The organism is Dankookia sp. GCM10030260 (assembly GCF_042666655.1).
Lineage (GTDB): Bacteria > Pseudomonadota > Alphaproteobacteria > Acetobacterales > Acetobacteraceae > Paracraurococcus.
In genome coordinates this window covers 255,910-282,495 of record NZ_JBHTDE010000005.1, presented here as the reverse complement: position 1 = coordinate 282,495, position 26,586 = coordinate 255,910, and the positions used below count along the sequence as shown (strand labels likewise).

The window sequence follows — 26,586 nt, the reverse complement described above, 5'->3', positions numbered from 1 at the left end:
GCCCCCGATAGCCGATATCGCCGGGCGTATCAGCGGCCGAAGGCGCGCTTCAGCTCGGGTGCCAGGATGTCGGTCCGTTCCCAGGTGAAGGTATCCTTCGCCAGGTCCGGGGTGCGGCCGAAATGGCCATAGGCGCTGGTCGGCACGTAGATCGGCCGGTTCAGCCGCAGCATCTCGCGGATGCCGCGCGGCGAGAGGTTCACCACCTCCTGCACCACATGCGCCAGCTTCACCTCGTCGACGTCATGGCCGGTGCCGTGCAGGTCGAAATAGACCGACAGCGGCTTGGACACGCCGATCGCATAGGCGACCTGGATGGTGCAGCGGTCGGCGAGGCCGGCGGCGACGACGTTCTTCGCCACGTAGCGCGCGGCATAGGCGGCCGAGCGATCCACCTTGGTCGGGTCCTTGCCCGAGAAGGCGCCGCCGCCATGCGGCGCGGCGCCGCCATAGGTGTCGACGATGATCTTGCGGCCGGTCAGGCCGGCATCGCCGTCCGGGCCGCCGATGACGAAATTGCCGGTCGGGTTGACGTAGAACTCCTCCTCCGGCGGGACCCAGCCGGCGGGCAGGACCTGGGCCACGATCGGGCGCAGCAGCTCCTTGATCTGCGCCTGCTCCATGCCCGCCTCGTGCTGGGTGGAGATGACGACGCAGGTGACGCCGACCGGCTTGCCGTCGACGTAGCGCAGCGTGACCTGGCTCTTCGCGTCCGGCAGCAGGCCGCGGGCGCGGGCATCGCCGGCATGGCGAAGCTCGGCCATCACCCGCAGGATGTTGTGAGCGTAGCTCAGCGGCGCCGGCATCAGCTCGGGCGTCTCGTTCGTCGCGTAGCCGAACATGATGCCCTGGTCGCCGGCACCTTCATCCTTGTTGCCGGCGGCGTCCACGCCCTGGGCGATATCGGCCGACTGCGGATGCAGGTGGTTCTCGAAGGAGGCATGCCGCCAGGAAAAGCCTTCCTGGTCGTAGCCGATGTCCTTCACCGCTGCGCGGATCTTGTCCTCGAGGCTGGCGAGCACGCCATCCGGGCCGCGGACCTCGCCGGCGAGGACGATGCGGTTGGTGGTGACCAGCGTCTCGCAGGCCACCCGGGCGACCGGATCGGCCGCCAGGAAGGCGTCGAGCACCGTGTCGGAGATCCGGTCGGCAACCTTGTCGGGGTGGCCTTCGGACACGGATTCAGAGGTGAAAAGATACTCACCCTTGTCGCGCATGGCGTGATTCGTCCTCTTGTCGCGTGCGGGGATCGATGGAACCCCCGCCTGGCCAGTTGGGCGCATGGGCGCGTTGCAGCGCGCGCGCCTGCCCGTTGGCCGGGTGTTTCGCAGCCGGGCGGCGGGGGGTCAAGGCCGAAGACATAAAGACATGCTTATGTGACGGATCAATCCCCGGCGTCAGCCCATGCCAAGCACATGCTTCATGTCATAAAGACCCGGAGTCCGGCCCTGCAGCCACATCGCGGCGCGCACCGCCCCGGTGGCATAGACCCGGCGGTCGAAGCTGCGATGGGTCAGGGCGATGTGCTCCGACCCGGCGGCGAAGAGCAGCGTGTGCTCCCCCACCACCTGGCCGCCACGCAGAGCCGCGAAGCCGATGGCGCCGGTCCGCCGCGCGCCGGTATGGCCGTCCCGCCCGCTCTCGGTGCCGGCTGCCTCCAACGTCGTCCCCCGCCCCCGCGCCACCGCGCGGCCGAGCGCGACCGCGGTGCCGGACGGCGCATCGACCTTCTGGCGGTGATGCATCTCGACGATCTCGGCGTCGTACTGCTCGGGCGGCAGGGCGGCGGCCATGCGCTCGGCGATGGCGAGGAACAGGTTCACGCCCGGGGCGAAATTGGCGGCGTAGACGATGGCGGTGCGCCCGGCCGCCTGGGCCACCGCGGCCTCCTGCTCGGCCGAAAGGCCCGAGGTGCCGAGCACGAGGGGCTTCCCCGCCGCGGCGGCCGCCGCCGCATGGGCCGCCGCGGCCGAGGCATGGGTGAAGTCGATCACCACGTCGCAGGCCGCGAACAGCGCGGCGATGTCGGGCAGGATGGGCGCCGGGGCCTCGCCGCCGGCCTGGCGGCGGGTGCCGCCGGCGACCGCGGCGCCGGCGGCCACGGCCTCCTCGGCCAGCAGGCGACCCATGCGGCCGGCGATGCCGGCGATACCGATGCGGACGGGCATGCGCGTGTCTCCGAAGCGGATTCCGCGCCCGTCATGGCCGGGCGCCGCGGCGCCAGCAAGCCCCCGGAGGCGCGCAAGCCGCGCCGCGGTGATGGCGATCATTCGGCCAATCGATTGGAGAACGCGACGGCCCGGCACGAGAACACCTGCACGTCCACCGCGGACCCGCAGGAGAATCCCGTGACCAAGCTCGCGATCGTCTATCATTCCGGCTACGGCCATACCCGCCGCGTCGCCGAGTCCGTCCTGGCCGGTGCCGCCGGCGTGCCCGGCACAGAAGCCCAAGCCATCGCCATCGACCCGGAAGGCCACCTGCCCGCGGGCGGCTGGGAGGCGCTGGCCGCCGCCGACGCCATCGTCTTCGGCTCGCCCACCTACATGGGCAGCGTGTCCTGGCAGTTCAAAAGGTTCGCCGACGCGTCCTCGAAGCCCTGGTACGGCCAGGCCTGGAAGGACAAGCTGGCGGCCGGCTTCACCAACTCCGCCTCGATCAACGGCGACAAGGGCTCGACCATCGCCTACCTGGTGACCCTGGCGATGCAGCACGGCATGCTCTGGGTCGGCACCGGGATGCTGCCCGCCAACGCCAAGGCGGCGCAGCGCAACGACGTGAACTGGCTCGCGGGCTCGACCGGCGCGCTGGCACAGTCGCCCTCCGACGCCTCGGTCGAGGAGATGCTGCCGGGCGACCTGGAGACGGCGCGGCTGTTTGGCGCGCGGGTGGCGGAGCAGGCGAGGCGGCTCGGCGCCTGAAGGAAAGGCCAGGGGCGGCGGCAGTCTCCCCCGTCGGACGCGGGCGCCCGGCCCCGCATCCATCTCCGTGAGGGTCCTGCCCCGCTCCGGCCTTGCTAGCTGCTGCCGGGGGCGCCCCAGATCGAGCGGGCGCCCCAGTAATCGTCGACGCTGCGGCCCCAGTCGCGGCTCGTCCAGTCCGGCGCGTCGCCCGGCCCGTAGGCCGGCGCGCCCTGCAGCCTGTCGCTGTCCAGCTCGACCACATAGCCGCCGATCGGCACGTCGTAGCGCAACACCGACCAGGGCAGCGGATGCACCCGCTCGCCGATGCCAAGGAAGCCGCCGAAGCGCATGACCGCATAGGCGACCCGGCCGGACTGCTTGTCGAGCATCAGGTCCTCGATCGTCCCCAGCCTCTCGCCGGCGCGGTCGAAGACCGGCGTGCCGGCCACCTTGCCGGCGGCGATCAGCTGGGGGGTTTCCTCGCGCGCGACATCGCCGGCGCCGGGGGTCACGGCGCCTTCCATCTCCGCCATGCGGGACCTCGATATGTTCGAAGGGAAAGGGGGGGGGGCGGGCGGCGATGCGGGTGGGACCGCGTCCGCACCGCCGCCTGCCATGACCGTCGCTGGGGGGAAGTGCGACGGCTGTCAGGATGAACGTGGAATCATCTCGGCGGTTCCCAGGCGATTCGAACGAATCGAACCGCCCCGGTTGCCAGTGCCGCGCGGCCGGGCCGCGGGCGCCCTACCGTCCCAGCCCGTCCCAGAAGGCCGCCACCTTGGCGAAGAAGCCCTCGCTTTCGGGGCTGCTGCGGCCGCCCTGGACCGCCTCGGCTTCGAACTGCTCCAGCAGCTCGCGCTGCTTCGGCGACAGGTTCTGCGGCGTCTCGACCGAGACCTGGACGAACATGTCGCCCCGCACCGCGCTGCGCAGGACGGAAAAGCCCTTGCCGCGCAGCCGGAACTGGTCGCCGGCCTGGGTGCCGGCCGGGATGGTCACCCGCGACCTGCCGCCGTCGATGCTGGGCACCTCGACCGCCCCGCCGAGCGCCGCCTGGGTCATCCGCAGCGGCACGCGGACGAAGATGTTCGCCCCGTCGCGCTGGAAGATCGGGTGCGCCTGCACCGAGATGTCGACATAGAGGTCGCCCGCCGGCGCGCTGCGCAGCCCGGCCTCGCCCTCGCCCGCGAGGCGGATCCGGGTGCCGTCCTCCACCCCCGCCGGGATCGACACGTTCAGCGTGCGGTCGCGCTGCACCCGGCCGGCCCCCTGGCAGACCTTGCAGGGGTTCTTGATGATGCGGCCGGCGCCCGAGCAGGTCGGGCAGGTCCGCTCGATCAGGAAGAAACCCTGCTGGGCGCGGACCTTGCCGGCGCCCTGGCAGGTCGGGCAGGTCTGCGCCGCGGTGCTGCCGGCCTCGGCCCCGCTGCCGGAACAGGCCTCGCAGCTGACCGAGGACGGCACCCGCACCGTCTTCTTGGCCCCGCCATAGGCTTCCTCGAGCGAGATCTCGACCATGGTGCGCAGGTCGGCGCCGCGGCCATTGGCCTGGCGCCGCGCGCCGCCGCGCTGGCCGCCGCCGAAGCGGCCGAACATCTCCTCGAAGATGTCCTCGAAGCCGCCGCCGAAGGGGTTGCCGCCGGCCCCGCCGCCGCCGCCCTGCTCGAAGGCGGCATGGCCGAAGCGGTCGTAGGCGGCACGCTTCTCGCCGTCCTTCAGGACGTCATAGGCCTCGTTCAGGTCCTTGAACCTGGCCTCGGCCTCCTTGTCACCCTGGTTGCGGTCAGGGTGGTACTTCATCGCCTGCTTGCGATAGGCCTTCTTGAGATCGTCCTCGGTCGCCTCGCGCGTGACGCCGAGTATCTCGTAGTAATCCCGCTTCGCCATGACCGAGCCCTGTATCACGAACCCGCCAGCCTATGCCCGGGGAATCGCCCGCAGCGGCGCCGACGGTCCAGTCCCCGCGGGGACGCAAAAGACCTGCCCGAGACGTTCGGGCCCAGGAATGCCAGGCCCCGGACAGAGCGGCGCCCGGCCCCGCCGCCCCGGCCCGTCAGGGCCGGGGGACGATCACCGGGCGCCGCCCCCTGTCGGACCCCTGGCCCGATAGCGTCAGCCAGGCTTCTTCTTGTTGGGGTCGACTTCCTCGAAGTCGGCGTCGACCACCTTGTCGCCGGCGGGGCCGCCCGTGCCGCCCGGCTGGCCCGCCGGGCCTTCCTGCTCGGAGGCCTGCTGCGCCTTGTAGAGCGCCTCGCCCATCTTCATGCCGGCCTGGGACAGCTTCTCCCCGGCCGTGCGCATCGCCTCGGCCTCACCGCCCTCGAGCGCGGTGCGCGCCTCGGCCAGCGCGGTCTCGACCTCGGCCTTCTCCGCCGCGCCGACCTTGTCGCCGCTGTCTTTCAGCGTCTTGTCGGTGCTGTGGATCATGGCCTCGAGCTGGTTGCGGGCCTCGACCGACTCGCGGCGCTTCTTGTCGGCCTCGGCATTCGCCTCGGCCTCCTTGACCATCCGCTCGATATCGGCGTCCGACAGGCCGGAGCGCGCCTGGATCTTGATCTGCTGCTCCTTGCCGGTCGCCTTGTCCTTCGCCTGGACGCTGACGATGCCGTTGGCGTCGATGTCGAAGGTGACCTCGATCTGCGGCACGCCGCGCGGCGCGCCCGGGATGCCGGTCAGGTCGAAATTGCCCAGCAGCTTGTTGTCGGCCGCCATCTCGCGCTCACCCTGGTAGCACTTGATGGTGACCGCGGTCTGGTTGTCGTCGGCGGTGGAGAAGGTCTGGCTCTTCTTGGTCGGGATCGTGGTGTTGCGGTCGATCAGCCGGGTGAACACGCCGCCCAGCGTCTCGATGCCGAGCGACAGCGGCGTCACGTCGAGCAGCAGCACGTCCTTGACGTCGCCCTTCAGCACGCCGCCCTGGATTGCGGCGCCGATGGCGACGACCTCATCCGGGTTGACGTTGCGGGCGGGCTCCTTGCCGAAGAAGGCCTTCACCGCGTCGATGACCTTGGGCATGCGGGTCATGCCGCCGACCAGGATCACCTCGTCGATCTCGCCCGCCGTCAGCCCGGCATCCTTCAGCGCCTGCTTGCAGGGCTCCAGCGTGCGGGAGATCAGGTCGTCGACCAGGCTTTCCAGCTTCGCCCGGCTCAGCGTCATCACCAGGTGCTTCGGCCCGGAGGCATCGGCGGTGATGAAGGGCAGGTTGATCTCGGTCTGCTTGGAGGACGACAGCTCGATCTTCGCCTTCTCGGCGGCTTCCTTCAGCCGCTGCAGGGCGAGCTTGTCGCCGCGCAGGTCGATGCCCTGCTCGCGCCGGAACTCCTCCGCCAGGTAGTCGATGACGCGGGCGTCGAAATCCTCGCCGCCGAGGAAGGTGTCGCCGTTGGTCGACTTCACCTCGAAGACGCCGTCGCCGATCTCCAGCACCGAGACGTCGAAGGTGCCGCCGCCGAGGTCGTAGACCGCGACCACGCCGCCCTTCTTCTGGTCCATGCCATAGGCGAGCGCCGCGGCCGTCGGCTCGTTGATGATGCGCAGGACCTCGAGGCCGGCGATGGCGCCGGCTTCCTTGGTCGCCTGGCGCTGGGCGTCGTTGAAGTAGGCCGGGACGGTGATGACCGCCTGGGTCACCTTCTCGCCCAGATAGGCCTCGGCCGTCTCCTTCATCTTGGTCAGGATGTCGGCGCTGATCTGCTGCGGCGGGTACTGCTTGCCGTCCACCTCGACCCAGGCGTCCCCGTTCGGGCCGCGCGCGATCTTGTAGGGGACGAGCGCGATGTCCTTGTTGACCACCGGGTCGTCGAAGCGGCGGCCGATCAGGCGCTTCACCGCATACAGCGTGTTGTTCGGGTTGGTCACCGCCTGGCGCTTGGCGCTCTGGCCGACGAGGCGTTCGCCGTTCTTGGCGAAGGCGACCATGGAGGGGGTGGTACGCGCCCCCTCGGCGTTCTCGATGACCCGCGTCTCCTTGCCTTCCATGATGGCGACGCAGGAATTCGTGGTGCCGAGGTCGATACCGATAACCTTGCTCATCCGTACTTCTCCTCTGCGGCGGGCGGAGGCGGCCCCGAGAGAGGCACCGCGTCCGTCCCCTGAACATGTCCCCCGCCCGACCTGCCCTGCGGGGGCAGCAACCTGGCGGGTTCGGATGTGGGATCCCGGCCACCGGATGGCGGCCGACACCCGGGATGTATTGGCGCGATCGGGCTGGAACAAGCCCTATCGCCCCATTGCCGAAGAATTAGGCGGAAGCGCCCGGCTGCCGCCCGGTCTGCTTCAGCCCGCCGCGGCGACCACGACCATCGCCGGCTTCAGCAGCCGCCCGTTCAGCGTCCAGGCCGGCGTCCAGGCCTGCAGCACGGTGCCCGGGGCGACGCCCTCGGGCGCTGGCTGCTCCGACATCGCCTGGTGCAGCTCGGGGTCGAAGGGCTGGCCGAGCGCCTCCTTGCGGGCGATGCCGTTGCGTTCCAGCGTGCCGAGGAAGCTGCGCTCGACGCCCTCGAAGCCCTCGCGCAGCTTGGTCACGATCGCCGGCTCGCCTTCCGCCTGCGCCGGCAGGGCGTCGAGGCCGCGGCGCAGGTTCTGCGCCGCCTCCACCACGTCGCCGGCGAATTTCTGGATGGCGTACTGCCGCGCATCCGCGACCTCGCGCTGGGTCCGGTGGCGGAGGTTCTGCATCTCCGCCTCCGACCGCATCCAGCGCTCGCGGAACTGCGCCACCTCGGCCTCGAGCGCGGCGATGCGCTCCTCGGGCGTCGGTTCGGCAGCGGGAGCGGCATTGTCCTGGGCCGCGGCGGCATCTTCCGCCGCAGGGGTCACCGGCGGCATCTCGGCTGGGTCGCTCATATCCATCGATCTGATAATGGGGGGCCCCGGGAAGGGGCGCCGATCGTCCGGTCAGGTAGTCCCTGCGGGGGGCCAGGGCAACCGCCGAGGGCCCCGAAGGACTACAACAAGACCAGCCCCGCCCGCGCCCCGCGCGCCACCGCATCCGCCCGGCTGCCCGCACCCAGCTTCTGCAGCACCGAGGCGACATGCGCCTTGGCGGTGTGGAAGGACAGGTTGAGCCGCCGCGCGATCACCTTGTTGGAGGCCCCGGCGGCCAGCAGGTCGAGCACCTCGCGCTCCCGCCGGGTCAGCCCGGCCTCGACCGGCACGGCGTCCCGCCCGGCGAGCGACGCCAGCGCCGCCGGCGGCAGCACCGCCAGGCCGCGGGCGACCGCCGCCAGGGTGGCTTCGAGCTGGGCCGCCGGCGCGTCGGGCGACAGCACCGCCCGGGCGCCTGCCTTCAGCGCGGCCACCGCCGCGGCGCCTTCGGCCAGCACCAGCACGGGCGGGCCGTCGCGCCCGGTCGGCGGCGCATCCGCCACCAGGACATCGGCCATGGCCGGGTCGGTGACGACGCGCACGCCGAACAGCGCCGCGAGCCGGGCGGCGCGGTCCGGGTCGTCCGGCCGCAGCGCGACCGCGACCGGGACTCGCTCCGGCAACGCGCCGGCGCGCGATGGCTTCAGGGGTAGGTCTGCCAGGGCCACCATGGTCATGCTGCCGCCCGTTCGCCGATCCGGACCCGCAGGCGATGCGGCAGCCCGGCGCGGATAAGCTCAAGAGTCACCGTCGTCCCTACGCTGTCGGGGTCGAGCCGCGCCAGCATATCCCGCACCGAGCCCAGCGGCGCGCCGTCCCAGGCCACCAGCACGTCGCCCAGCAGCACCCCGGCCAGCCCCGCCGGGCTGCGCGGATCGACGCCGACCACGATCAGCCCGCGCCCCTCGCCGACCTGCACCGGCTGCATCGCCAGCCCAAGATAGCCGCGGGCGACCCGGCCGCGGGTGCGCAATTGCTCGACCGACCGGGCGATCGTCTCGGCCGGGATCGCCAGCACCCGGCGGCGCGGCCCGGGCACCGCCATGCCGACCAGCCGCCCCGCATGGTCCAGCACCGCGCCGCCCTCGGCACTGGGGTCGAGCCGCAGGCCGAGCTGGATGCGGCGGTCCAGCCGGCCGCCGCGCATCGACCGCCACGGGCCGCCGACCAGCGAGGCGAGGCCGAAGGCCGCACTCGGCCCGTATTCGCCGCGGCCGACCGCCAGCACCGCATGGCCGGTGGCCAGCGCCGCCGGCGGGGCCGCGGCCAGCGGCACGAAGCCGCCGGTCTCGGCCTTCAGCAGCGCCACGTCGGTGCCGGGGTCGCGCCCGGCCAGCGTCGCCGGCACCACGCGGCCATCCGGCAGGGTCAGCGACAGCTCGTCGTCCCGCTCCAGCGCCTCCTCGGCGGTGACCACCAGCCCCTCGGCCCAGAGCAGGCCGGAGCGGGCGCGGCCGTCGCGGCCATGGACGGACACCACCCGGGCGGCGGCCGCGGCGGTCAGGGCGGCGAGCCGGTCGGAGAAGGCGGCGAAGGGATCGGCGGGGAAGTCTTCGGTCATGGCACGCTCCGCGGTCCCGCGGGAGATGGGGCGCCGGGCGCGCGGCCGCCATGGCCCGGATGGCCATGCCCGAACGGCTGGCTCAGCCGCGCTTCCCGCGCCCCCGATGCCGATGCATCCATCATGGACCCCCGCAACGCCGCGGCACGGCCAGGCGATGCGGCAGGCAGGCCGCAACCGGCGGAATCGTTCCGTCGCGGCCGGGCTATTCCGCCGCCGCCGGCCGCGCCGCCGCCAGGCTGCCCGGCAGCCAGACCCGGAAGCTCGCCCCCTCCCCCGGCTCGCTCTCGATCGAAAGCTGGCCGCGGTGCCGGTTGACGATGTGCTTGACGATCGCCAGCCCCAGCCCGGTGCCGCCGGCGCTGCGCGACCGCCCGGCATCCACCCGGTAGAAGCGCTCGGTCAGGCGGGGAATGTGCTCGCGCGGGATGCCCGGCCCGTCGTCGGCCACCGCCAGCACCACCCCGGCCCGCTTGCCGCCGTCCGCCCCGGCCTCGACCGAGAGGATGATGCTGCCGCCCTCGCGGCCGTGCCGGACCGCGTTCTCCAGCAGGTTGCGCACCACCTGGCCGAGCTGCTCGGCATCCGCCGGCGCCGCCAGGGCGGTCTCCTCCAGCCGCGCCTGCACCGTCATCCGCCGGGCCTGGAGCAAGGGTTCGAGCGCCTCCAGCTCGGCCCGGGCCAGCGCCGCCAGTCGCACCTGGCCGATGGGGGGCTGGTGTTCCGTCAGCTCGATCCGCGACAGGCCCAGCAGGTCGTCGATCAGCCGGCGCATGCGCTCGGACTGCTCCGCCATGATCCCGAGGAAGCGGGTGCGGGCCGGCCGGTCGTCCTCGGCCGGGCCGCGCAGCGTCTCGATGAAGCCGATCAGGCTGGCCAGCGGGGTGCGGAGCTCATGGCTGGCATTGGCGACGAAATCCGCCCGCATCCGCTCCAGCGCCCGCTCGCGCGTCCGGTCGGACAGCACGATGACGATCCGCCCGCCATCGGCCAAGGCCGGTTCCATCGGGATCACCTGGGCGGCGATCTCCCGCGCGATCGGCACCGGCAGCACCAGGTCGGCGGTCTGCGGCCGCTGCTCGGCCAGCGCCCGGTCCACCGCCTCGGCCAGGGCCGGGTGGCGCAGCAGCGCCGCGACGTCGCCGGTGGCGGGCCCCTGGACGCCGCCGCCGAACAGGGCGCGGGCCGCGGCATTGGCGCGCAGCGGCAGGCGGGCCGGGGACAGCACCAGCAGCGGGTCGGGCAGGCTCTCGACGATCGCCTCGTCCGCCCGGCGCAGCTGGCCGACCAGCGCGCCGCGCTCGGCCAGGGTGCGCGCCAGCCGGGCGACCCCCTCGGCGATCTCGCCCACCGCCGGCAGCAGCGGGGTGCCGGAAGGGGCTTCCAGCCTGCCATCCTCGGCCGCCGCGCGGCGCAGCGCCTCGGCCAGCCGGCCGAGGTTGCCGATCCAGACGGCGGCCACCAGCACCGCGCCGGCCAGGCAGGCCCCCAGGCCGAGCAGCCCGGCCGCCGGCTCCACCGCCCCGTGCAGCAGCAGCGCCAGCAGCACCGCCGCCGGCACCGCGCCGATCAGCCCCGCGGCGCCGAGCAGGCGTGGCAGCCGGCGCATCGGCTCAGGTGCCCGGGCCGCCGGGCACCGGCGCCGGCTCCACCACCAGCGCCTCGCCGGCCGGGGCGACCTCGAAGATCGCCAGGCCACGCTGCGCCAGCCCGCCGGGGTCGAGCCGGATCGGCCCGTCGGCGCCCAGCATGGGCTGGCCGAGCGGCGGGTTGCCGCCCGGCTCCCGCACCGCCCGGGCCGCCAGCGCCGCGGCGTCGTAGGCGATGCCGGCCAGGCGCGGCGGCTTCTCGCCGAAGGCGGCCTGGTAGCGGCTGTCGAAATTGGCCCGCGCCTGCGGGTCCGGCCCGGGGAACCAGGCGCCGACCAGGGCCGGTTCCTGGCCCAGGGTCGCGTCCTGTGCCCAGAGCCCGGTGCCGAGGAAGCGCGGCCGGGTCGGCAGCGCCGCGGCCAGCGCCGCCGCGGCCTGCCTGGCGCGGTCGCCGCCCTGCGCCAGCAGCACCGCGTCCAGCCCTTCCGGCCCGGCCTGGGCGGCGAGGTCGCGCGCCACCTGGGCGGGGTCGGAGATGCGCGGATGCAGCAGCACCAGCGGCGGCGGCAGGGCCAGGATCGTGGCGCGGGACCGCATGCCGGCGGCGAGCAGCCGGCCATAGGCATCGTCCGGGGCCAGCAGGCCGAGCCGGCTGGCCCCGGCGGCGGCGGCGGCGGCGGCCATGCGGTCAGCCTGCTCGCCCGGCGTCACCCCCATGACCCAGACCCCGTTGCCGGCCTGCGCCGCGTCGCTGGTGAAGGCCAGCACCGGGGCGCCGGAGGCCCGCGCGACGGCGGCCGCGGCGCCGGTCTCGCCCAGGGTGAGCGGCCCGGCGAAGGCGCGGGCGCCCTGGGCCAGCGCCGCCCGCGCTGCCTCCCCCGCCCCGGCGGCGGTGCTCCCGGTGTCGCGTGGCAGGAACTCGACGCCCACGTCGCCCTGGTCGAACAGCGCGAGCTGCGCGGCGTTCAGCATCGCCTCGCCCAGCGCCCGGTTGCTGCCGGACAGCGGCAGCAGCAGCCCGACCCGGCTGCGCGGCGGCTCGGCGGGCATGGCCTGCGGCGCGGGGGCGAAGACCACCGGGCGTGGCGGGGCTTGCGGCGCGCAGGCCGCTGCGGGCAAGAGCAGCAGGGCGGCGGCGATCAGCCTCCGAAGGGGGCGCCGCGGCGCGGAGCATGACGGAACTGGCAAGCGATCCTCCCGACCCTGGTGGCGAACCGACGCCGTCCGGCACCTTCCCGGTGGAGCCGGGGCTGACGCTGGTGGCAACGCCGATCGGCAATCTTGGCGACCTCTCCCCGCGTGCCCTCGCCACGCTGCGCGGCGCGGATGCCGTGCTCTGCGAGGATACCAGGGTAACGGGCGCCCTGCTGGCGCGGCACGGTGTTTCGGTGGCCATGGTCCCTCTGCACGAGCACAACGAGGATGACCAGACCCCGAAGGTGCTCGCACGGCTTCGTGGCGGGGCCAAGGTGGCCTTGGTCTCCGATGCCGGCACCCCGCTGGTCTCCGACCCCGGCTTCCGGCTGGTGCGGGCGGCGATCGCCGAGGGCCTCCCGGTGCATGCCGTCCCCGGGCCGAACGCCGCGGTGATGGCGCTGACCCTGTCGGGCCTGCCGCCGCATCCCTTCCTGTTCCTGGGCTTCCTGCCGCCGAAGGCAGGGCCGCGCGCGGCGGAGATCGCCCGGCTGCGGGCGCTGGAACGGGCCGGCCTGTCGGCCGCGGCGATCTTCTACGAGGCGCCGCACCGGCTGGGCGGCACCCTGGCCGCCCTGGCCGAGGGGCTGGGCGGCGACCGCCCCGCCGCGGTGGCGCGCGAGCTGACCAAGCGCTTCGAGGAGGTCCGCCGCGGCAGCCTGGCCGCGCTGGCCGCCCACTACGCGACGGCCGAGGCGCGCGGCGAGATCTGCATCGTCGTCGGCCCGGCGCCGGAGGAGCGCAGCTCGGCCGAGGAGCTGGAGACCCGCCTGCGCGATGCCCTCGCCGCCGGGATGAGCGTGCGGGACGCCGCGGCGGCGGTCGCCGAGGCGACCGGGCTGCCGCGCAAGCAGGTCTATGCCAGGGCGTTGGAGCTCGGCCGCCCGTGACGCCGGAGAGGCGTGCCCGCCGGCGGGTGCTGTGGATGAACCTGTGCTTCTCCGCCGGCCTTGCCATCGGGCTGCCCTGGTTCGCCGCCGGGGTGCTGGCGCATTGGTGGGGCCCGGCGCGGGGCACCGCCTGGTCCACCCACCATGCCTATGCGGTCAGGACCTTCTGGTTCGGCCTGCTCGGGATGCTGGCGCCGGTCGCCGCGCCCGGGCCCGGGCTGGTGCTGCTGGGATTGATCTGGCTGTGGTGCGCGGCGCGGATGGCGCGCGCCTGGCTGGCCTGGGAGCGGGAGGAATGGATCATCGACCCGGGTAGGTTCGTCTGATGCCAACGCCCTGAAGCTTGACACGCCCAGGGCCCCTTCGGACGCCGGGCGCAAACCTCCGGCTTGCCTGGCTTCGCGCCACCGGGCGCGGCGCCCATTCGGGCGCCCGGACCGGTCAGGGACTGGTCCGTCGGCATGAGCGGGGGCTCGGCCCCGGCCACGCGGCGAATGCCAGGCCCACGGACATGGGTGGGGGGCCCGGGGGAATACCTTCCCCCGGCCTACCCCTGCCGCAGGGCGATCAGCCGGTCCTCCGCCTCGCCCGGGTCCATATCCAATGCCGCCTCGGCCACCTCCCGCCCGAACCCGGCCCGGGCCAGCGCCGCCAGCGCCTTCATGCGCAGGGCGCGCGCCGCCTGCGGGTCCTCGGGCGCCTCGTCCCGGGCGAAGGGGCCGATCCGCCGGCGGCGGCATTGCGCCAGGGCCGCGTCCAGCTCGGTCTCCACCGCCGGCATGGCCGCCGCCGCGGTGTCCTGCGCCACGCCCTTGGCGCCGAGATGCGCCGCGATCGCCCGGCGCGAGCGCCCGCCGCGGGTCAGCCGCCGGGCGCGGGAGGCGGCGAAGGCGGCATCGTCCACCGCCCCGGCCGTGACCATCGCCCTGGCCACCACCGCCGCCGCGGCCCGGGCGGCGGCGGCCTGCGGGGCGATCGCCTCGGCCGCGGCGCCCTCGCTCTCGGCCCGCCGCGCCCAGCGGTCCACCTTCCTTTGCAGCACGCGCCGCAGCCCGACCTCGGTCGCGGCGAAGCGGGCCAGGTGGGCCAGCGCCGCCTCGCGCAGCGCGGCCTCGGTCGGGGCCGGGCCGGCCGGGCGTGGGGCGCGGCGGGGCTTCTGCGGCTTGCGGGGGCGGGTCGGGTCCTCGTCCATGCGGCCATCCTGCCATGCCCGGCGCCGCCGACCCAGCCGCCGGGGCTGGCCGGCCGCCCCGCCGCAGGGCACAAGCCGGCACCGAACCCCGCAGGAGATCGATCCATGGCGACCTACCCGACCAACGGCCTCAGCCTCGACCAGGCCAACACCATCGTCGCCGCCGCCCGCGCCAAGGGCCGCGAATTGTCCCTGTTGCCGCTGACCGTGGTGGTGCTCGATGCCGGCGGGCAGCTGAAGGCCTCCCAGCGCGAGGACGGCTCCTCCCTGCTGCGGCCCGAGATCGCGCTCGGCAAGGCCTATGGCGCGCTGGCGCTGGGCCTCGGCGGGCGGGAGCTGGCGCGCCGCGCCACCGCCATGCAGGGCTTCATGAACGCGTTGTCCGACCTCGCCGGCGGCCGCGCGGTCCCGGTACCGGGCGGCGTGCTGGTCTGCGGCGCCGACGGGGTGATCCTCGGCGCGGTCGGCATCAGCGGCGACGTCTCGGCCCAGGACGAGGTCTGCGCGGTGGCCGGCGTCCAGGCCGCCGGGCTGGTCGCGGATACCGGCGACGCGGCCTGAAGGCGGAGAAAACCGGGCTCGTTGCGCGGCGTTGCAGCGGCTTGTACCGGCCCCGGGACCAACCTCGGGGCCGGCGATTCCCTCAGGAGGCAAAGCCGCCCCATGACGACCCGACAACGCCTGGTCACCATGACCGCCCTCGCCGGCCTGCTCGGCCCCTGCCTCGCCGTCGCGCAGGGCACCCCCGGCAGCCCGGCCCAAACCCCGGCGACCCAGGCCCCGGCGCCCCCGGCCGCCCGCGACGGCACGCCGGGCAACCCGCCCAGCACCGCCACCCAGCGCGGCGCCGATGCCGTCACCGGCAACCGCACCCCGGCCGACGGTACCCCCGGCAACCCGCCCGGCACCGCCGCCGGCCGCGCCATGGACCGCACCCTCGGCACCAACACCACCGGGACCAACCCGGCCGGGACCAACGCGGCGCGCCCGGGCGGCACGGCAGCCGGCGCCACCACCGGCACCCTGGCGGTCGACAGCGCCGCCCTCCGCAGCGGCCGCCGCGCCAGCAAGCTGATCGGCGCCTCGGTCTACAACGAGAACAACGAGAGCATCGGCGAGGTCGACGACATCCTGATCCCGGCCGGCGGCACCGGCGGGCCGATCGCGGTGATCTCGGTCGGCGGCTTCCTCGGCATCGGCGCCAAGCTGGTGGCGGTGCCGTACGAGCGCCTGCAGGCCGCCGGCGGCAGCAACAACCGCTGGACCCTGGCCGGCGCCACCAAGGACAGCCTCGGCAGCCTGCCGACCTTCACCTACGAGAATTCCGGCGAGAAGCGCGGCTGAGCGGCGCGCGGGGGCGCTCCGGCGCCCCCGCTACGCCGAAATGTCACCCGGGACGGTTTGACGCCGTGCGTCGTTTCCGGCCAAATCGCCGGCTTCCCCGGGAAGCGCCCGCAACCTGCGCCGGCGCAGGGGAAGTCTGGAGACCAATCCGGTGATCCCCGCCCTCATGCCGACCTACAACCGTGCCGACCTCGCCTTCGAGCGGGGCGACGGCGCCTGGCTGTGGACCACGGACGGGCGACGATTCCTCGATTTCGGCTCCGGCATCGCCACCGCCTCGATCGGCCACGGCCACCCGCATCTGGTGCAGGCCATCGCCGAGCAGGCCGCCAAGGTGATGCACACCTCGAACCTCTACCGCATCCCGCAGGCCGAACGGCTGGCGCAGCGGCTGGTCGATACCAGCTTCGCCGACAGCGTCTTCTTCGGCAATTCGGGCGCCGAGGCGAACGAGGGCATGATCAAGGCGGTGCGCAAGTACCACGCCGAGAACGGCCAGCCCGAGCGCAACGTGACGATCTGCTTCGAGGGCGCCTTCCACGGCCGCACGCTGGCGACGCTGGCGGCGACGGGGAATGAAAAATACCTGGCCGGCTTCGGCCCGCCGATGCCGGGCTTCAAGCATATCCCCTTCGGCAACATGAACGCGCTGCGCGACGCGATCGACGGCACCACCGCCGCGGTCATGGTGGAACCCATCCAGGGCGAGGGCGGCGTCCGCCCGGCCTCGCTGCAATACCTGCGCGACCTGCGCGCCGCCTGCGACGAGTTCGGCATCCTGCTGGCACTCGACGAGGTGCAGACCGGCATGGGGCGGTCCGGCAAGCTCTGGGCGCACCAATGGGCCGGGATCGAGCCCGATGTCATGTCCTCGGCCAAGGGCATCGGCGGCGGCTTCCCGCTCGGCGCCATCCTGGCCAAGGAGAAGGTGGCCAAGGTGCTGAAGGCCGGCACCCATGGCAGCACCTATGGCGGCAACCCGCTGGCCTGCGCCGCCGGCAACGCGGTGCTGGACGTCATCCTGGGCGACGGCTTCCTGGATCACGTGGACCAGGTCGCCCGCCATCTCTGGCGCGGCCTGCTGGAACTGGCGGGGCGCCACCCGACGGTGATCGAGGGCATCCAGGGCGCCGGCCTGCTGCTCGGCATCCGCCTGCACCCCGAGGTCGCCAACGGCGACGCCCAGGCCGCCGCGGTGGCCGAGGGCCTGCTGACCGTCGCCGCCGGGATGAACGTGCTGCGCCTGGCGCCGCCGCTCATCATCTCGGAGGCCGAGGCCGACGAGGCGCTGCGCCTGCTCGACCGCGCCATGCTGCGCATCACCCCGTCCCAGGCCCGGGACGCGGCGAAATGAGCAGCGTGGTCGCCCTCAAGGCCGGGACCGGGGGGGGCGAGCCCCCCCGGCACTTCCTCGAACTGATGGATTTCGAGCCGGCGACGCTGCGCCGCATGCTCGACCTCGCGGCCCAGACCAAGCGCGGCGGGCTGGCCGGCAAGCCGCTGGCCGGCAAGCATGTCGCGCTGATCTTCGAGAAGCCCTCGACCCGCACCCGCGTCTCGTTCGAGGTCGGCATCCGCCAGCTCGGCGGCGAGGTGGTCTATCTCAACAGCCGCGACATGCAGTCCTCCCGCGGGGAGGAGGTGTCCGACATGGCGAAGGTGCTGTCCCGCTACGTGGACTGCATCATGATGCGGACCGGCGACGTCAACCGCATCCGCGAGATGGCGGCGCATGCGACGGTGCCGGTCATCAACGGCCTGACCGATATCAGCCACCCCTGCCAGCTGATGGCCGACGTGCTGACCTTCGAGGAACACCGCGGCCCGATCGCCGGGCAGACGGTGGCCTGGATCGGCGACGGCAACAACGTGGCGCAGAGCTTCATCCAGGCCGCGGCGCGGCTGGGCTTCAGGCTGCGCCTGGCCTGCCCGCCGTCGCTCCGCCCGCCCCAGCCGCTGCTGGACTGGGCCCGGGCCGAGGGCGCCGACATCCTTCTGACCGAGGACCCCGCCGAGGCGGTGCGGGGCGCCCGCTGCGTGGTGACCGATGCCTGGGTCTCCATGCACCAGGAGAATGCGGACGGCAGCCAGCCCAACCGGCACAACGAGCTGGCGCCCTACCAGGTGACGGCCGAGTTGATGGCCAAGGCGCTGCCCGACGCCATCTTCCAGCATTGCCTGCCCGCCCATCGCGGCGAGGAAGTGGCGGCCGAGGTGATCGACGGGCCGCAGAGCGTGGTCTTCGACGAGGCCGAGAACCGGCTGCACGCGCAGAAGGGCGTGCTGCTCTGGGCCATGGGGGCGGGGTGAGCGCGCCCGCCGCCGAGGCTGTTGCCCCGGCGGCGGCTCCCCCTGCCGATTTGCTGGTCCGCGCCGGCCAGGTCACCGCCCTCCGGCTGTTCGACATCGCCTATGCGATCGACCTGAAGCGGGCCGAATCCCTCTGGGCCGCCCGCGCCCCCCGCGCCGGGGAGCGCCGCGGCCTGGCCGGCACGCCGCCCAAGGCCATGTCCTTCGGCGAGCCGCCGCTGATCCTGCCGCTGCCGCCGCTCCGGCTGGGGCTCGAAGGCGGCGGCGCGGAGGCGCAGGTCACCGCCCGGATCTACGATTTCGGCGTCGTCTCGCTCGCCGTCACCCTGCCGGTCGCCGACCTGCCCTGGTCCGGCTTCGCCGCCCGGGCCAACCAGCTGCAGCAGGCGGTCGGCCCCGGCGCGGCCGCCGCCGGCGCGCTGTGGCGCGACCTGCTCGACGCCGTCCGCGGCCCGCTGCGGGAGGCGATCGAGCGCCCCGCCGGGACGCATATCGAGGAGGACTACCTCCTCGCGGTGGTCAACCGGCTGGACGAGCCGCTGGGCGCGGAGGCGCTGCTGGAGCGCGTCGACCTCATCCCGCTGCTGACCGGGGAGACCCGGCCGCTCTCGGCCGGTGCGCAGGCCGAGCTGCTGCGGCAGCGCTTCAGCTACTATACCGACGACCTCGTGGTGCTCACCTGGGACCGCGCCTTCCTGTACGAGCCGCGCGGCGACACCGATGTCCGCGACGTGCTGGAAGTGGCCAATGCCCAGCTGCTGGAGATGCGCTTCTACGACGAGCTGCTGGATGCCGAGCTGCCGCGCATCTACGACACGGTGGAGGCCGCCCGCCGCACCCCCTTCCTGCTCTCGGCCCGCCGCTATGCCCGGCTGGCCCGCCGGCTGCACGGCCTGGTCGCCGAGGTGACCGAGCTCACCGAGCACGCCGACAATGCCCTGCAGGTGACCGAGGACGTCTACCTCGCCCGGGTCTATGCCGCGGCCATGGCGCTGTTCCGGGTGCCGGTGGTCGGCGCCGCGGTGGACCGGAAGCTGCAGACCCTGCGGGAGACCTACCAAGCGCTGTACGACGAGGCGCATTCCAGCCGGGCCGAGCTGCTGGAGATCACCGTGGTGCTGCTGATCACCCTGGAAGTGGTGCTGTCCCTGGTCCGCCACTGACCCTATTCGCCCGGCCGGGTGGCCCTGGGCGGCCGCCCACCTTATCTAATGGGCCTGAGCACAGGTTCCCCCACATTGTCCGACCCGACCCAGCCCTCCGCCACCCCGGATTTCCTCCAGCACGACCGCCCGCCGGTGCCCGACATCGTGGTGCCGCGCGGCCTGCAGCCCTTCCACCTGCAGGACCAGCCGGTGCGCGGCCGGCTGATCCAGCTCGGCCTGCTGGCCGATGCGCTGCTGAACCGGCATGCCAACCACCCCGCCGTCACCCGCCTCGCCGGCCAGGCCATGGCGCTGGCGGCCGGCCTGGCGGGGGCGCTGAAATTCCGCGGCAGCTTCTCGATCCAGGCCAAGGGCGACGGCCCGGTGCGCATGCTGCTGGCCGACTGCACCGAGGGCGGCGCGCTGCGCGGCTATGCCATGGCCGACAAGGACGCCCTGGCGGCGCTGCTCGAAACCTCGCCCGAGCCGACCGACGCCGAGCTGCTCGGCACGGGCTATCTCGCCTTCACCTGCGACCAGGGCGGCGACATGGAACGCTACCAGGGCATCGTGGCGATCGAGGGCGACACCCTGGCCGAGATGACCGACCACTACTTCCGCACCTCCGAGCAGCTCCGCACCCATGTCCGCCTGGCCTGCGCCCGGACCCCCGCCGGCTGGCGGGCCAGCGCCTTCATCATGGAGAAGGTCGCCGGCGAGGGCGGCATCGACCCCATGCTGGACGCCGAGGCGCAGGAGGAGGCCTGGCGCACCGCGCTGGCCCTGGCGCGGACGCTGACCGACGCCGAGCTGCTGAACGACACCCTGCCGGCGCGCGAGCTGCTGCACCGGCTGTTCCATGCCGAGGGGCTGATGCTCGACCGGCCGCGGGCGCTGTCCTACGGCTGCCGGTGTTCGCGCGCCCGGCTGTCGGGGGTGCTGCAGGGCTTCGGCGAGGACGACCTCGACCACATGGCGCAGGCGGACGGCGCCATCACCATGACCTGCGAGTTCTGCAACCTCGACTTCCGCTTCGACCGGGCGGAAATCCGCGGCGGCGGCTGAGCCAGGCAAGGCCGGGGGAGAAGGTATCTCCCCCGCCCCCCCTCAGCTGTTTTCCCGGGTCGGCGCCTGCCGCGCGGCGATAGCCGGACCGGGTTCGCAACTTCACCGGCTTCCCCTATCCTGACACCCAGACCCCAGGCAGGAGCCCCCCCCTGATGCCGAACCGGCGTGCCCTCCTGCTGCTGCCGCTGGCCGTCGCCGCCTGCAGCACGCCCGACCCTGCCTATGTCCCGCCCGGGCCGATGCGCTTCAACCACCTGACGCCGCTGTCGCTGAACGTCGCCGCCATCGAGGTGGCGCCGGGCGGGCCGCCGAGCCAGTCGGGCGATATCGGCGCCCGGCTGCTGCCCTCGCCGGTCGAGGCGGTGCGGACCATGGCGCAGGACCGGCTGATCGCCGTCGGCACCACCGGGGAGGCCCGCTTCGTCGTCACCCAGGCGGCCATGGTCCAGGGCCGCGACAGCCTGACCTGCCTGGTCGGCTGCCGGCTGGAGATCCTCTCGGCCGAGGGCCAGCGCCTGGGCTTCGTCGAGGCGCAGTCGCGCCGCGCGGTCAGCGGCACGGATGCCGGCCGGCCGCGGGCGGCCGAGGCGCTGCTGCGCCAAGCGATGGACGACCTGAACGTCGAATTCGAATTCCAGCTGCGCCGGGCGCTGAAGGACTGGCTGGTCAGGCTCACGCCGGGCCCGGATGGCAGCCTGCCCGAAGCGCCGCCAGCGGGCGTGACGGTCGAGCAATTGCCGAAGACCTGAGCCGCGGCCCACCGCACCGGGATCGGCTCAATCCGGCTCAATGCGGCTCAATCCGGCTCAAATCCAATAAATGGAATTGAGCCCGTCCCGGACCTTTTCCGCGCCATGGCCGGGAATTCCCGGCTTCCGCCGCGGGGGCCTTGAGGATTTGAGGATTTGCAATCCTCAACCCGCCCTGTGCGGGCACCGGGACGCAGGCGGCGGACGCGTTGCCTTGACTATATTCCTATAGCCCTCGGCCCCCGGAATTGCAAGCCTGTCCCGGCCGGGCCGTCGCGCCCCGCCACGGGAGCAACGCCATGCCGATCGAGACCTCGAACCCGCCCGCCGTCCACAAGCCCGGCGCCTATGCCCATGCCGTGCTGGTCACCGACCCGAAGCGCCGCCTCGTCATCTCCGGCCAAGTCGGCACCGCGCCCGACGGCAGCACGGCCGAGGCCGGGGAGGCGCAGATCGACCAGGCCCTGGCCAATCTCGGCGCCATCCTGGCGGCACATGGCATGGGCCCGGCCAACCTGGTGAAGCTGACCGTCTTCCTGACCGACCCGGCGCTGATCCCGGCCTGGCGGGCGAAGCGCGGCGCCTGGCAGGGCGAGTCCCGCTCGGCCAGCACGCTGCTGGTCGTCGCCGGCCTGGCCGACCCGCGCTTCCTGGTCGAGGTCGAGGCCGAGGCGGCCGAATGATCCGGCGTCGGTGATCCAGGGCGGGGGAACCGTCCCGGACAGGCCGCGCTGAGGCGCGTTCCACCCCGGGACGGACCCTTTGCCATGCGAATTGCCGCGCTGCTCGTGATCCTCGGGCCCAGCCTCGCCCTGGGCGCCTGCGCCGTGCGGCGGGAAGCCTCGCCGCCGCCGCCGGCCTATTCCCAGGCCTCGCCCTACGCGCCCGGGATCTATGTCCCCGGCCCCCATGCCGCGGCATCCCAGGCCATGGTCCCGGTGCCGGGCTCCTCCTGCGCCGAGGCGGTGGCCGAGGCGCAGGACGCCGCCGCCCGGGCCCAGGCCAGCGGCCGCCCGGGCGATGCCGGCCGGGCCGACCGCAGCGCGCAGCACGCCGCACGGGACTGCCGGTAGGGCGCCGTCCATGCCGCGGCGCGCCGGCCTCACCCCCCGGGGCGCAGCCGGCGCAGCGCGGCGAGCGACGCCTCCATCACCTGGCGCAATTCGGGCAGCCGCTGCCGCAGCTCGGCCGGATCCAGCCCGTCGAGCGCCTGGACCAGGTCGCCCAGCCGCCGCGCGCCGAAATTCCAGGCGACCCCCTTCAGCCCGTGCGCGACCTCGTGATACGGGTCGCCGCGGTCCGCCGCGCGGGCCAGCCGGGCGACGGCGCCGCGGGCATGGGTCTCGAAATCCCCGACCAGCGCCACCCAGCCCGGCGCGCTGCATCGCCGCAGCAGGGTCTCGAGCTGACCGACGTCCAGGATGCCCGTCCCCGCCTGGTCGGCCGGCATGGCGGCAGGCGGGGCGCCTGACGGGACGGCGATGGCGGCGATCGCCGCGGCCAGCGCGGCGGGGCGGACCGGCTTGGTGACGAAGCCCTGCATGCCGGCCGCCAGGCAGCGCAGCCGGTGCTCCTCCCCGGCATGCGCCGTCACCGCGATCACCGGCGCGGCGGCCCCCGGCAGGCCGCTCGCGCGGAGCGCCAGCGCCGTCTCGTAGCCGTCCATCTCCGGCATCTGCAGGTCGAGCAGGATGAGGTCGAAGGGCTCGGCACAGGCGGCCAGCGCCGCCGCGCCGCTGGCCGCCGTCACCACCGACATCCCCAGCCGCTCCAGGTGGAGCTGGGCGATCTCCCGGTTCACCGGATGGTCGTCCACCACCAGGACCTGCAGCGGCGGCAGCGCCGGCATGTCGGGCTCCGGCCGCATCGCCGCGGGCGCCGCCGGCACCGCCTGGCAGGCGACGGAGAAGCGGAAGCGGCTGCCCCGGCCCGGCGTGCTGGTCGCGCCGAGCTCGCCGCCCATGGCGGCGACCAGGTCGCGGCAGATGGCCAGGCCCAGCCCGGTGCCGCCGAAGCGCCGGCCGATGCCGCCGTCGGCCTGCATGAAGGGCTCGAAGATCCGCCCCAGCGCCGCGGCCGGGATGCCGATCCCGGTGTCCGCCACCGTGAATTCCAGCAGGAAGCGCCCGCCGGGCAGGTCCGGCCCGCGGCCGACGGCGATGTCGATGCCGCCGGCCTCGGTGAATTTCACCGCATTGCCGATGAGGTTGAGCAGCACCTGGCGCAGCCGCGCCGGATCGCAGACCACCAGCGGCGGCACCGCGGCATCGACCGTGCCGTGCAGCGCCAGCCCCTTGCCCGCCGCCCGCGGCCGCAGCAGCCGCACCACCGCGTCGAGCACCTCGGCCGGGCTGGCCGGGACCGCCTCGATCGCGACATGGCCGGCATCGAGCCGGGAGAAGGTGAGGATGTCGTCGAGCAGGCCGAGCAGCGCCTCGGCCTGATCCCGGGCGACGCCGAGCCAGCCGGCCTGGTCGGCCAGCAGGCGCCCGTCGTTCAGCGAATCGAGCATCCCCAGGATGCCGTTCATCGGCGTGCGCAATTCGTGGCTGACGGTGGCGAGGAAGGCGTCCTTGGCCGCATTGGCCCGTTCCGCCGCCTCGCGCGCCTGGTCCAGTTCCCGCTGCAGCCGCTTCATGGCGGTGATGTCGGCGAAGCTGCTGACGACGGTGTTGTCGAACCGCCGCTGCTGCAGCACGCGCAGCCAGCCGCCGCCCGGCAGCGGCAGCTCGAAGGGCGCGCCGGTGAAACGTTCCGCATCCGCCAGCATCTGCGGCCAGGCCGCGGCCTCGTCCGGCGCGACGGGCTCGGCTTCGAGCAGCGCCCGGTAGACCGCCTGATGGGTCCGGCCCACTGCCGCGGCCGGGTCGGCCAGGCCGAAGCAGCGGGCGAAGCGATGGTTCGCCCAGGCGATGCGGCCCTCGGCGTCGAGCAGGCTCATCGCGTCGCCGTCCTCGGTGCCGAAGGGCATCACCGGCTGCCGCTGCCCGTCCTCCGGCGGCGGCGAGACGACATCGGCGTTCCCCGGCGGCCTGATGGGTGTCCAGACCCGCAGCCGGCCCAGGCCGGGCACCGGCTGGGAGGCGACGCGGACCCACTGGCCGCGGTGCTCGAAGATGAAGGGCTGGGTCTGCGCCCGGTGCCGGGCGACGCCCTCGGCGATGCAGCGGTCGATCATGCCGGGCTCGGCGGCCGGCAGGCGGGCGCCGTAGAAGCGCCGCAGGTTGGCGGCATAGGGCTCGCCGACGGCGACATGCCCGGCATGTTCCGGGAAGAGCCGCAGGAAGCTGCGGTTCCACAGCAGGGTGCGGTCCGCCGCATCGAACAGGCAGACGCCGAGATGCAGGCTGTCGAGGATATCCGCCATCAGCCGATAGGGGCCGAGGCGGTCCTCCGCCGCCGCGCCCGGCCCGGTTCCGGCCGCCGGCCCGGGCCCGGGCCCGGCGCATGGCGCGTCGGCGACGCTGATCGGGCGCGGGTCCATGCTGCCGCTCCGGCCGGTGGCGCTGCAGCCGAAGCGATTTTCGGCGCAAGTCGGACAGGTAATTCCACCGACGGCGCGCCTTTAGCACAACTCAAACGCGAAGGAATGATCGATACGCGGCGCGCCCGACCAGCGGCCGGCGCCCCGGGTCACGCCGATGCCCGCATTCCGCGATCCGCGCCAAGCCGGAAGCCGCCCGGCGCCGGATGGTACGGCAAGCCATGCCGGCGGTCATCGAACATGGCCGTCGGTGTCACCCCTCCATCGCGCCGCGCTGGCCGCCGATCATCGCCAGGAACTCGCGGCGGGTGGAGGCATCGTCGCGAAAGGCGCCGAGCATCCGGCTGGTCACCATGGTGACCCCCGGCTTGTGGATGCCGCGGGTGGTCATGCACTGGTGCGCCGCCTCGATCACCACGGCGACGCCCTTGGGCTTGAGGACGTCGTTGATGCAGTTGGCCACCTGCGCGGTCAGCTTCTCCTGGATCTGCAGGCGCTTGGCATAGACCTCCAGGACGCGGGCGAGCTTGCTGATGCCGACCACCCGGCCGGCCGGCAGGTAGGCGATATGGGCGCGGCCGATGATCGGCACGACATGGTGCTCGCAATGCGATTCCAGCCGGATGTCGCGCAGCACCACCATCTCGTCGTAGCCGTCGGTCTCCTCGAAGGACCGGGCGAGCAGCTCGACCGGGTCGGTGGCGTAGCCGGCGAAGAATTCCTCGTAGGCGCGGACCACCCGCGCCGGGGTGTCGATCAGCCCCTCGCGGTCCGGGTCGTCGCCGGTCCAGCGCAGCAGGGTGCGCATCGCCGCCTCGGCCTCGGCGCGCGTCGGACGACCCTCGAGCGAGGCATTGGCCGGGGTGATCTCGTTGGCGGGCACCTGGATGTTCACGATGGCGGGTCCTCGACTCGGCGGCGGCTCAAGGCTGGTCGGTCGATTGACCGGCAGCGCTGCCCTTCGCTGCGCAGATGGGTCGATTCGCCGGAGGCGCAATAGCCGGTCCGTGAGCCTAGCCGCTGCCCGGCCCGGCGCCCAGGGCAGAGTTGCGCGCGGGCCTCAGCCGCCGGCGCGGATCACCCCGGCCACCAGCGGGCAGATCGCCGCCTCCCAGGCCGGGCCCTCGAACAGCGCGTCGTGCCCGGCGCCGGGCTGCAGGTGGTGGTACCGGGCGGCCGCCGGCACCCCGCGGCACAGGCCGAAGGCGGCGCTGGCCTGGCCGGCCGGGCAGCTCGCATCGGCGTCGCCCTCGATGACCAGCAGCGCGGTGTCGTGGATCGCCTCGGGCCGCACCGGCCGGCCGCGCCAAGCCATCTGCCCGCGCGCCAGCTCGGCCGACTGGAAGACCCGGCGGATGGTGTCGAGATAGAGCTCCCCCGCCACGTCCATCACCGACCGCAGCTCGTCGTAGCGCGCCCGGTGCGCCGCGGCGGCGGCGGCGTCGCCCGCGGCCAGGGCGCGCAGCTGCGTCACCTGCGCCAGGGCGTGGGTCTGCAGGTCGGCCAGCACCGAGGCCGCGAGCTGCTGCGTCCCCGGCCGCACCCGCCGCCCGGCGCCGGCGAAGGGCGGCGGGACGACCGCGGTCTCGGCGGCGGCGAACCAGCCGGCCGGCATGGCGCGGGCCAGCCGCCCCTCCCGCGTCGGGGCGATGTGCGGGTCCACCGGACCGGCGATCAGGGTCAGGCTGCGCGGCCGGGCGGGGTTGGCGTCCTCCGCCATCAGCGCCGTCGCGGCCAGCGCCGCGACGGCGGGCTGCGAGACCGCCAGCAGGTGGCCGCCCGGGCCCATCACCCCCAGCCATTCGATGATCTGCGCCACCTGGTCGTCGAGCCCGAAGGGACCGGCCGCGGCCGGGACCTCGCGCGCATCGGCCCAGTCGGTCACGTGCACGTCGTGGTCCGGCAGCAGGGCGGCGACGGTGCCGCGCAGCCTTGTGGCGAAATGGCCGGACAGCGGCGCCACCACCAGCAGCTTCGGGCCGGGCCGGGAGGTGTCCTTGGCGAAGCGCAGCAGCCGGCCGAAGGCGGCGGTGGCCACCACCTCCTCCCGCACCGGGACCGGGCGGCCACCGACCTGCGTCCCCGCCAGACCGAATTCGGGCTTGGCATGGGTGGTGCCCAGGTCCTGCAGCAGATGCAGCGGCAGGCTGGCGGCGCGGCCGGCCTCGGAGGCCCGCAGCAGGGCCGCGGTGTGGCGGGCGAGGGGCCGCATCCGGGCCGCCCATTCCTCCTGGGCCTGGTAGAGCAGGTACTGCACGCGCGGGTTCCCGTAGGCGATACCGGGTCAA

Annotated in this window: 26 protein-coding genes; 12 read left to right on the top strand and 14 right to left on the bottom strand. The window is 73.9% G+C overall.

All coding sequences use genetic code 11. The features are described 5' to 3' along the window. Positions 1-29: 29 nt before the first annotated feature. Both metK and dapB read right to left on the bottom strand, forming a co-directional pair. Positions 30-1,217, bottom strand: coding sequence for a methionine adenosyltransferase (gene metK, locus ACFQS7_RS18810; RefSeq protein WP_380068652.1), 1,188 nt, complete (start codon positions 1,215-1,217; stop codon positions 30-32). A 180-nt stretch (positions 1,218-1,397) separates the two neighbouring features. Further along, the gene (gene dapB / locus ACFQS7_RS18805; RefSeq protein ID WP_380068651.1) at positions 1,398-2,168 is read right to left on the bottom strand and encodes a 4-hydroxy-tetrahydrodipicolinate reductase; all 771 of its coding nucleotides are present in this window, start codon (positions 2,166-2,168) and stop codon (positions 1,398-1,400) included. Between the two features lie 180 nt (positions 2,169-2,348). Between dapB and ACFQS7_RS18800 the strand changes: the two genes are divergently transcribed. After that, on the top strand, positions 2,349-2,921 hold the full coding sequence (locus ACFQS7_RS18800) for a flavodoxin family protein (RefSeq protein ID WP_380068650.1): 573 nt from the start codon (positions 2,349-2,351) through the stop codon (positions 2,919-2,921). Between the two features lie 95 nt (positions 2,922-3,016). Here the strand turns inward: ACFQS7_RS18800 and ACFQS7_RS18795 are convergent, their stop codons facing one another. The 8 genes from ACFQS7_RS18795 to ACFQS7_RS18760 form a co-directional block, all read right to left on the bottom strand. Next, positions 3,017-3,436: a PRC-barrel domain-containing protein gene (locus ACFQS7_RS18795; RefSeq protein ID WP_380068649.1), complete on the bottom strand. Its 420-nt coding sequence runs from the start codon at positions 3,434-3,436 to the stop codon at positions 3,017-3,019. A gap of 211 nt (positions 3,437-3,647) precedes the next feature. Further along, positions 3,648-4,790, bottom strand: a complete 1,143-nt coding sequence (gene dnaJ, locus ACFQS7_RS18790) for a molecular chaperone DnaJ (protein ID WP_380068648.1) — start codon at positions 4,788-4,790, stop codon at positions 3,648-3,650. Positions 4,791-5,015: 225 nt separating this feature from the next. Next, complete coding sequence (gene dnaK, locus ACFQS7_RS18785; protein ID WP_380068647.1) at positions 5,016-6,938, bottom strand: molecular chaperone DnaK; 1,923 nt, start codon at positions 6,936-6,938, stop codon at positions 5,016-5,018. Positions 6,939-7,181: 243 nt separating this feature from the next. Beyond that, positions 7,182-7,751, bottom strand: a complete 570-nt coding sequence (locus ACFQS7_RS18780) for a nucleotide exchange factor GrpE (RefSeq protein WP_380068646.1) — start codon at positions 7,749-7,751, stop codon at positions 7,182-7,184. 101 nt (positions 7,752-7,852) lie between these two features. Further along, on the bottom strand, positions 7,853-8,443 hold the full coding sequence (locus ACFQS7_RS18775; protein WP_380068645.1) for a LuxR C-terminal-related transcriptional regulator: 591 nt from the start codon (positions 8,441-8,443) through the stop codon (positions 7,853-7,855). 2 nt (positions 8,444-8,445) lie between these two features. Further along, a complete protein-coding gene (locus ACFQS7_RS18770) occupies positions 8,446-9,333 on the bottom strand; it encodes a S1C family serine protease (protein WP_380068644.1) in 888 nt (295 codons plus the stop codon). A gap of 205 nt (positions 9,334-9,538) precedes the next feature. Beyond that, positions 9,539-10,942 carry an ATP-binding protein gene (locus tag ACFQS7_RS18765; protein WP_380068643.1) on the bottom strand — a complete coding sequence of 468 codons (1,404 nt, stop codon included), beginning with the start codon at positions 10,940-10,942 and terminating at the stop codon, positions 9,539-9,541. A gap of 4 nt (positions 10,943-10,946) precedes the next feature. Continuing rightward, positions 10,947-11,999 carry a penicillin-binding protein activator gene (locus ACFQS7_RS18760; protein WP_380068642.1) on the bottom strand — a complete coding sequence of 351 codons (1,053 nt, stop codon included), beginning with the start codon at positions 11,997-11,999 and terminating at the stop codon, positions 10,947-10,949. Positions 12,000-12,094: 95 nt separating this feature from the next. On the opposite strand from ACFQS7_RS18760, the gene rsmI reads away from it, so the two are divergent. Further along, positions 12,095-13,006 (top strand): 16S rRNA (cytidine(1402)-2'-O)-methyltransferase, encoded by a 912-nt coding sequence (gene rsmI, locus ACFQS7_RS18755; protein ID WP_380068641.1) that lies wholly within the window; start codon positions 12,095-12,097, stop codon positions 13,004-13,006. Continuing rightward, positions 13,003-13,332 carry a hypothetical protein gene (locus ACFQS7_RS18750; protein WP_380068640.1) on the top strand — a complete coding sequence of 110 codons (330 nt, stop codon included), beginning with the start codon at positions 13,003-13,005 and terminating at the stop codon, positions 13,330-13,332. Before rsmI ends, ACFQS7_RS18750 begins: the two co-directional genes overlap by 4 nt. 221 nt (positions 13,333-13,553) lie before the next feature. Here ACFQS7_RS18750 and ACFQS7_RS18745 read toward each other — a convergent pair whose 3' ends face one another. Continuing rightward, a complete protein-coding gene (locus ACFQS7_RS18745) occupies positions 13,554-14,198 on the bottom strand; it encodes a RecX family transcriptional regulator (RefSeq protein WP_380068639.1) in 645 nt (214 codons plus the stop codon). Positions 14,199-14,303: 105 nt separating this feature from the next. Between ACFQS7_RS18745 and ACFQS7_RS18740 the strand changes: the two genes are divergently transcribed. The 9 genes from ACFQS7_RS18740 (at position 14,304) to ACFQS7_RS18700 (ending at position 21,887) form a co-directional block, all read left to right on the top strand. Further along, positions 14,304-14,759, top strand: a complete 456-nt coding sequence (locus ACFQS7_RS18740; RefSeq protein WP_380068638.1) for a heme-binding protein — start codon at positions 14,304-14,306, stop codon at positions 14,757-14,759. 102 nt (positions 14,760-14,861) lie between these two features. Beyond that, the gene (locus tag ACFQS7_RS18735) at positions 14,862-15,542 is read left to right on the top strand and encodes a PRC-barrel domain-containing protein (RefSeq protein ID WP_380068637.1); all 681 of its coding nucleotides are present in this window, start codon (positions 14,862-14,864) and stop codon (positions 15,540-15,542) included. Between the two features lie 151 nt (positions 15,543-15,693). Further along, on the top strand, positions 15,694-16,896 hold the full coding sequence (locus ACFQS7_RS18730; RefSeq protein ID WP_380068636.1) for an aspartate aminotransferase family protein: 1,203 nt from the start codon (positions 15,694-15,696) through the stop codon (positions 16,894-16,896). Continuing rightward, on the top strand, positions 16,893-17,852 hold the full coding sequence (argF, locus tag ACFQS7_RS18725) for an ornithine carbamoyltransferase (protein WP_380068635.1): 960 nt from the start codon (positions 16,893-16,895) through the stop codon (positions 17,850-17,852). Before ACFQS7_RS18730 ends, argF begins: the two co-directional genes overlap by 4 nt. Beyond that, positions 17,849-19,015: a hypothetical protein gene (locus ACFQS7_RS18720; RefSeq protein ID WP_380068634.1), complete on the top strand. Its 1,167-nt coding sequence runs from the start codon at positions 17,849-17,851 to the stop codon at positions 19,013-19,015. The genes argF and ACFQS7_RS18720 overlap by 4 nt, the downstream gene beginning before the upstream one ends. Positions 19,016-19,063: 48 nt before the next feature. Beyond that, on the top strand, positions 19,064-20,062 hold the full coding sequence (locus tag ACFQS7_RS18715; RefSeq protein WP_380068633.1) for an Hsp33 family molecular chaperone HslO: 999 nt from the start codon (positions 19,064-19,066) through the stop codon (positions 20,060-20,062). 155 nt (positions 20,063-20,217) lie between these two features. Continuing rightward, positions 20,218-20,814 carry a hypothetical protein gene (locus ACFQS7_RS18710; protein ID WP_380068632.1) on the top strand — a complete coding sequence of 199 codons (597 nt, stop codon included), beginning with the start codon at positions 20,218-20,220 and terminating at the stop codon, positions 20,812-20,814. A gap of 299 nt (positions 20,815-21,113) precedes the next feature. Continuing rightward, entirely contained in the window at positions 21,114-21,497 is a 384-nt protein-coding gene (locus ACFQS7_RS18705; protein ID WP_380068631.1) for a RidA family protein, read from the top strand. Between the two features lie 84 nt (positions 21,498-21,581). After that, the gene (locus ACFQS7_RS18700; protein ID WP_380068630.1) at positions 21,582-21,887 is read left to right on the top strand and encodes a hypothetical protein; all 306 of its coding nucleotides are present in this window, start codon (positions 21,582-21,584) and stop codon (positions 21,885-21,887) included. Positions 21,888-21,916: 29 nt separating this feature from the next. On the opposite strand, the gene ACFQS7_RS18695 is transcribed toward ACFQS7_RS18700, so the two are convergent. The 3 genes from ACFQS7_RS18695 to phaZ all read right to left on the bottom strand — a co-directional run bounded on the left by ACFQS7_RS18695 (position 21,917) and on the right by phaZ (position 26,555). Continuing rightward, the gene (locus tag ACFQS7_RS18695) at positions 21,917-24,298 is read right to left on the bottom strand and encodes an ATP-binding protein (RefSeq protein ID WP_380068629.1); all 2,382 of its coding nucleotides are present in this window, start codon (positions 24,296-24,298) and stop codon (positions 21,917-21,919) included. A gap of 253 nt (positions 24,299-24,551) precedes the next feature. Further along, on the bottom strand, positions 24,552-25,193 hold the full coding sequence (gene folE, locus ACFQS7_RS18690; protein WP_380068628.1) for a GTP cyclohydrolase I FolE: 642 nt from the start codon (positions 25,191-25,193) through the stop codon (positions 24,552-24,554). A 165-nt stretch (positions 25,194-25,358) separates the two neighbouring features. Then, the gene (phaZ, locus tag ACFQS7_RS18685; protein WP_380068627.1) at positions 25,359-26,555 is read right to left on the bottom strand and encodes a polyhydroxyalkanoate depolymerase; all 1,197 of its coding nucleotides are present in this window, start codon (positions 26,553-26,555) and stop codon (positions 25,359-25,361) included. Positions 26,556-26,586 lie beyond the last annotated feature (31 nt).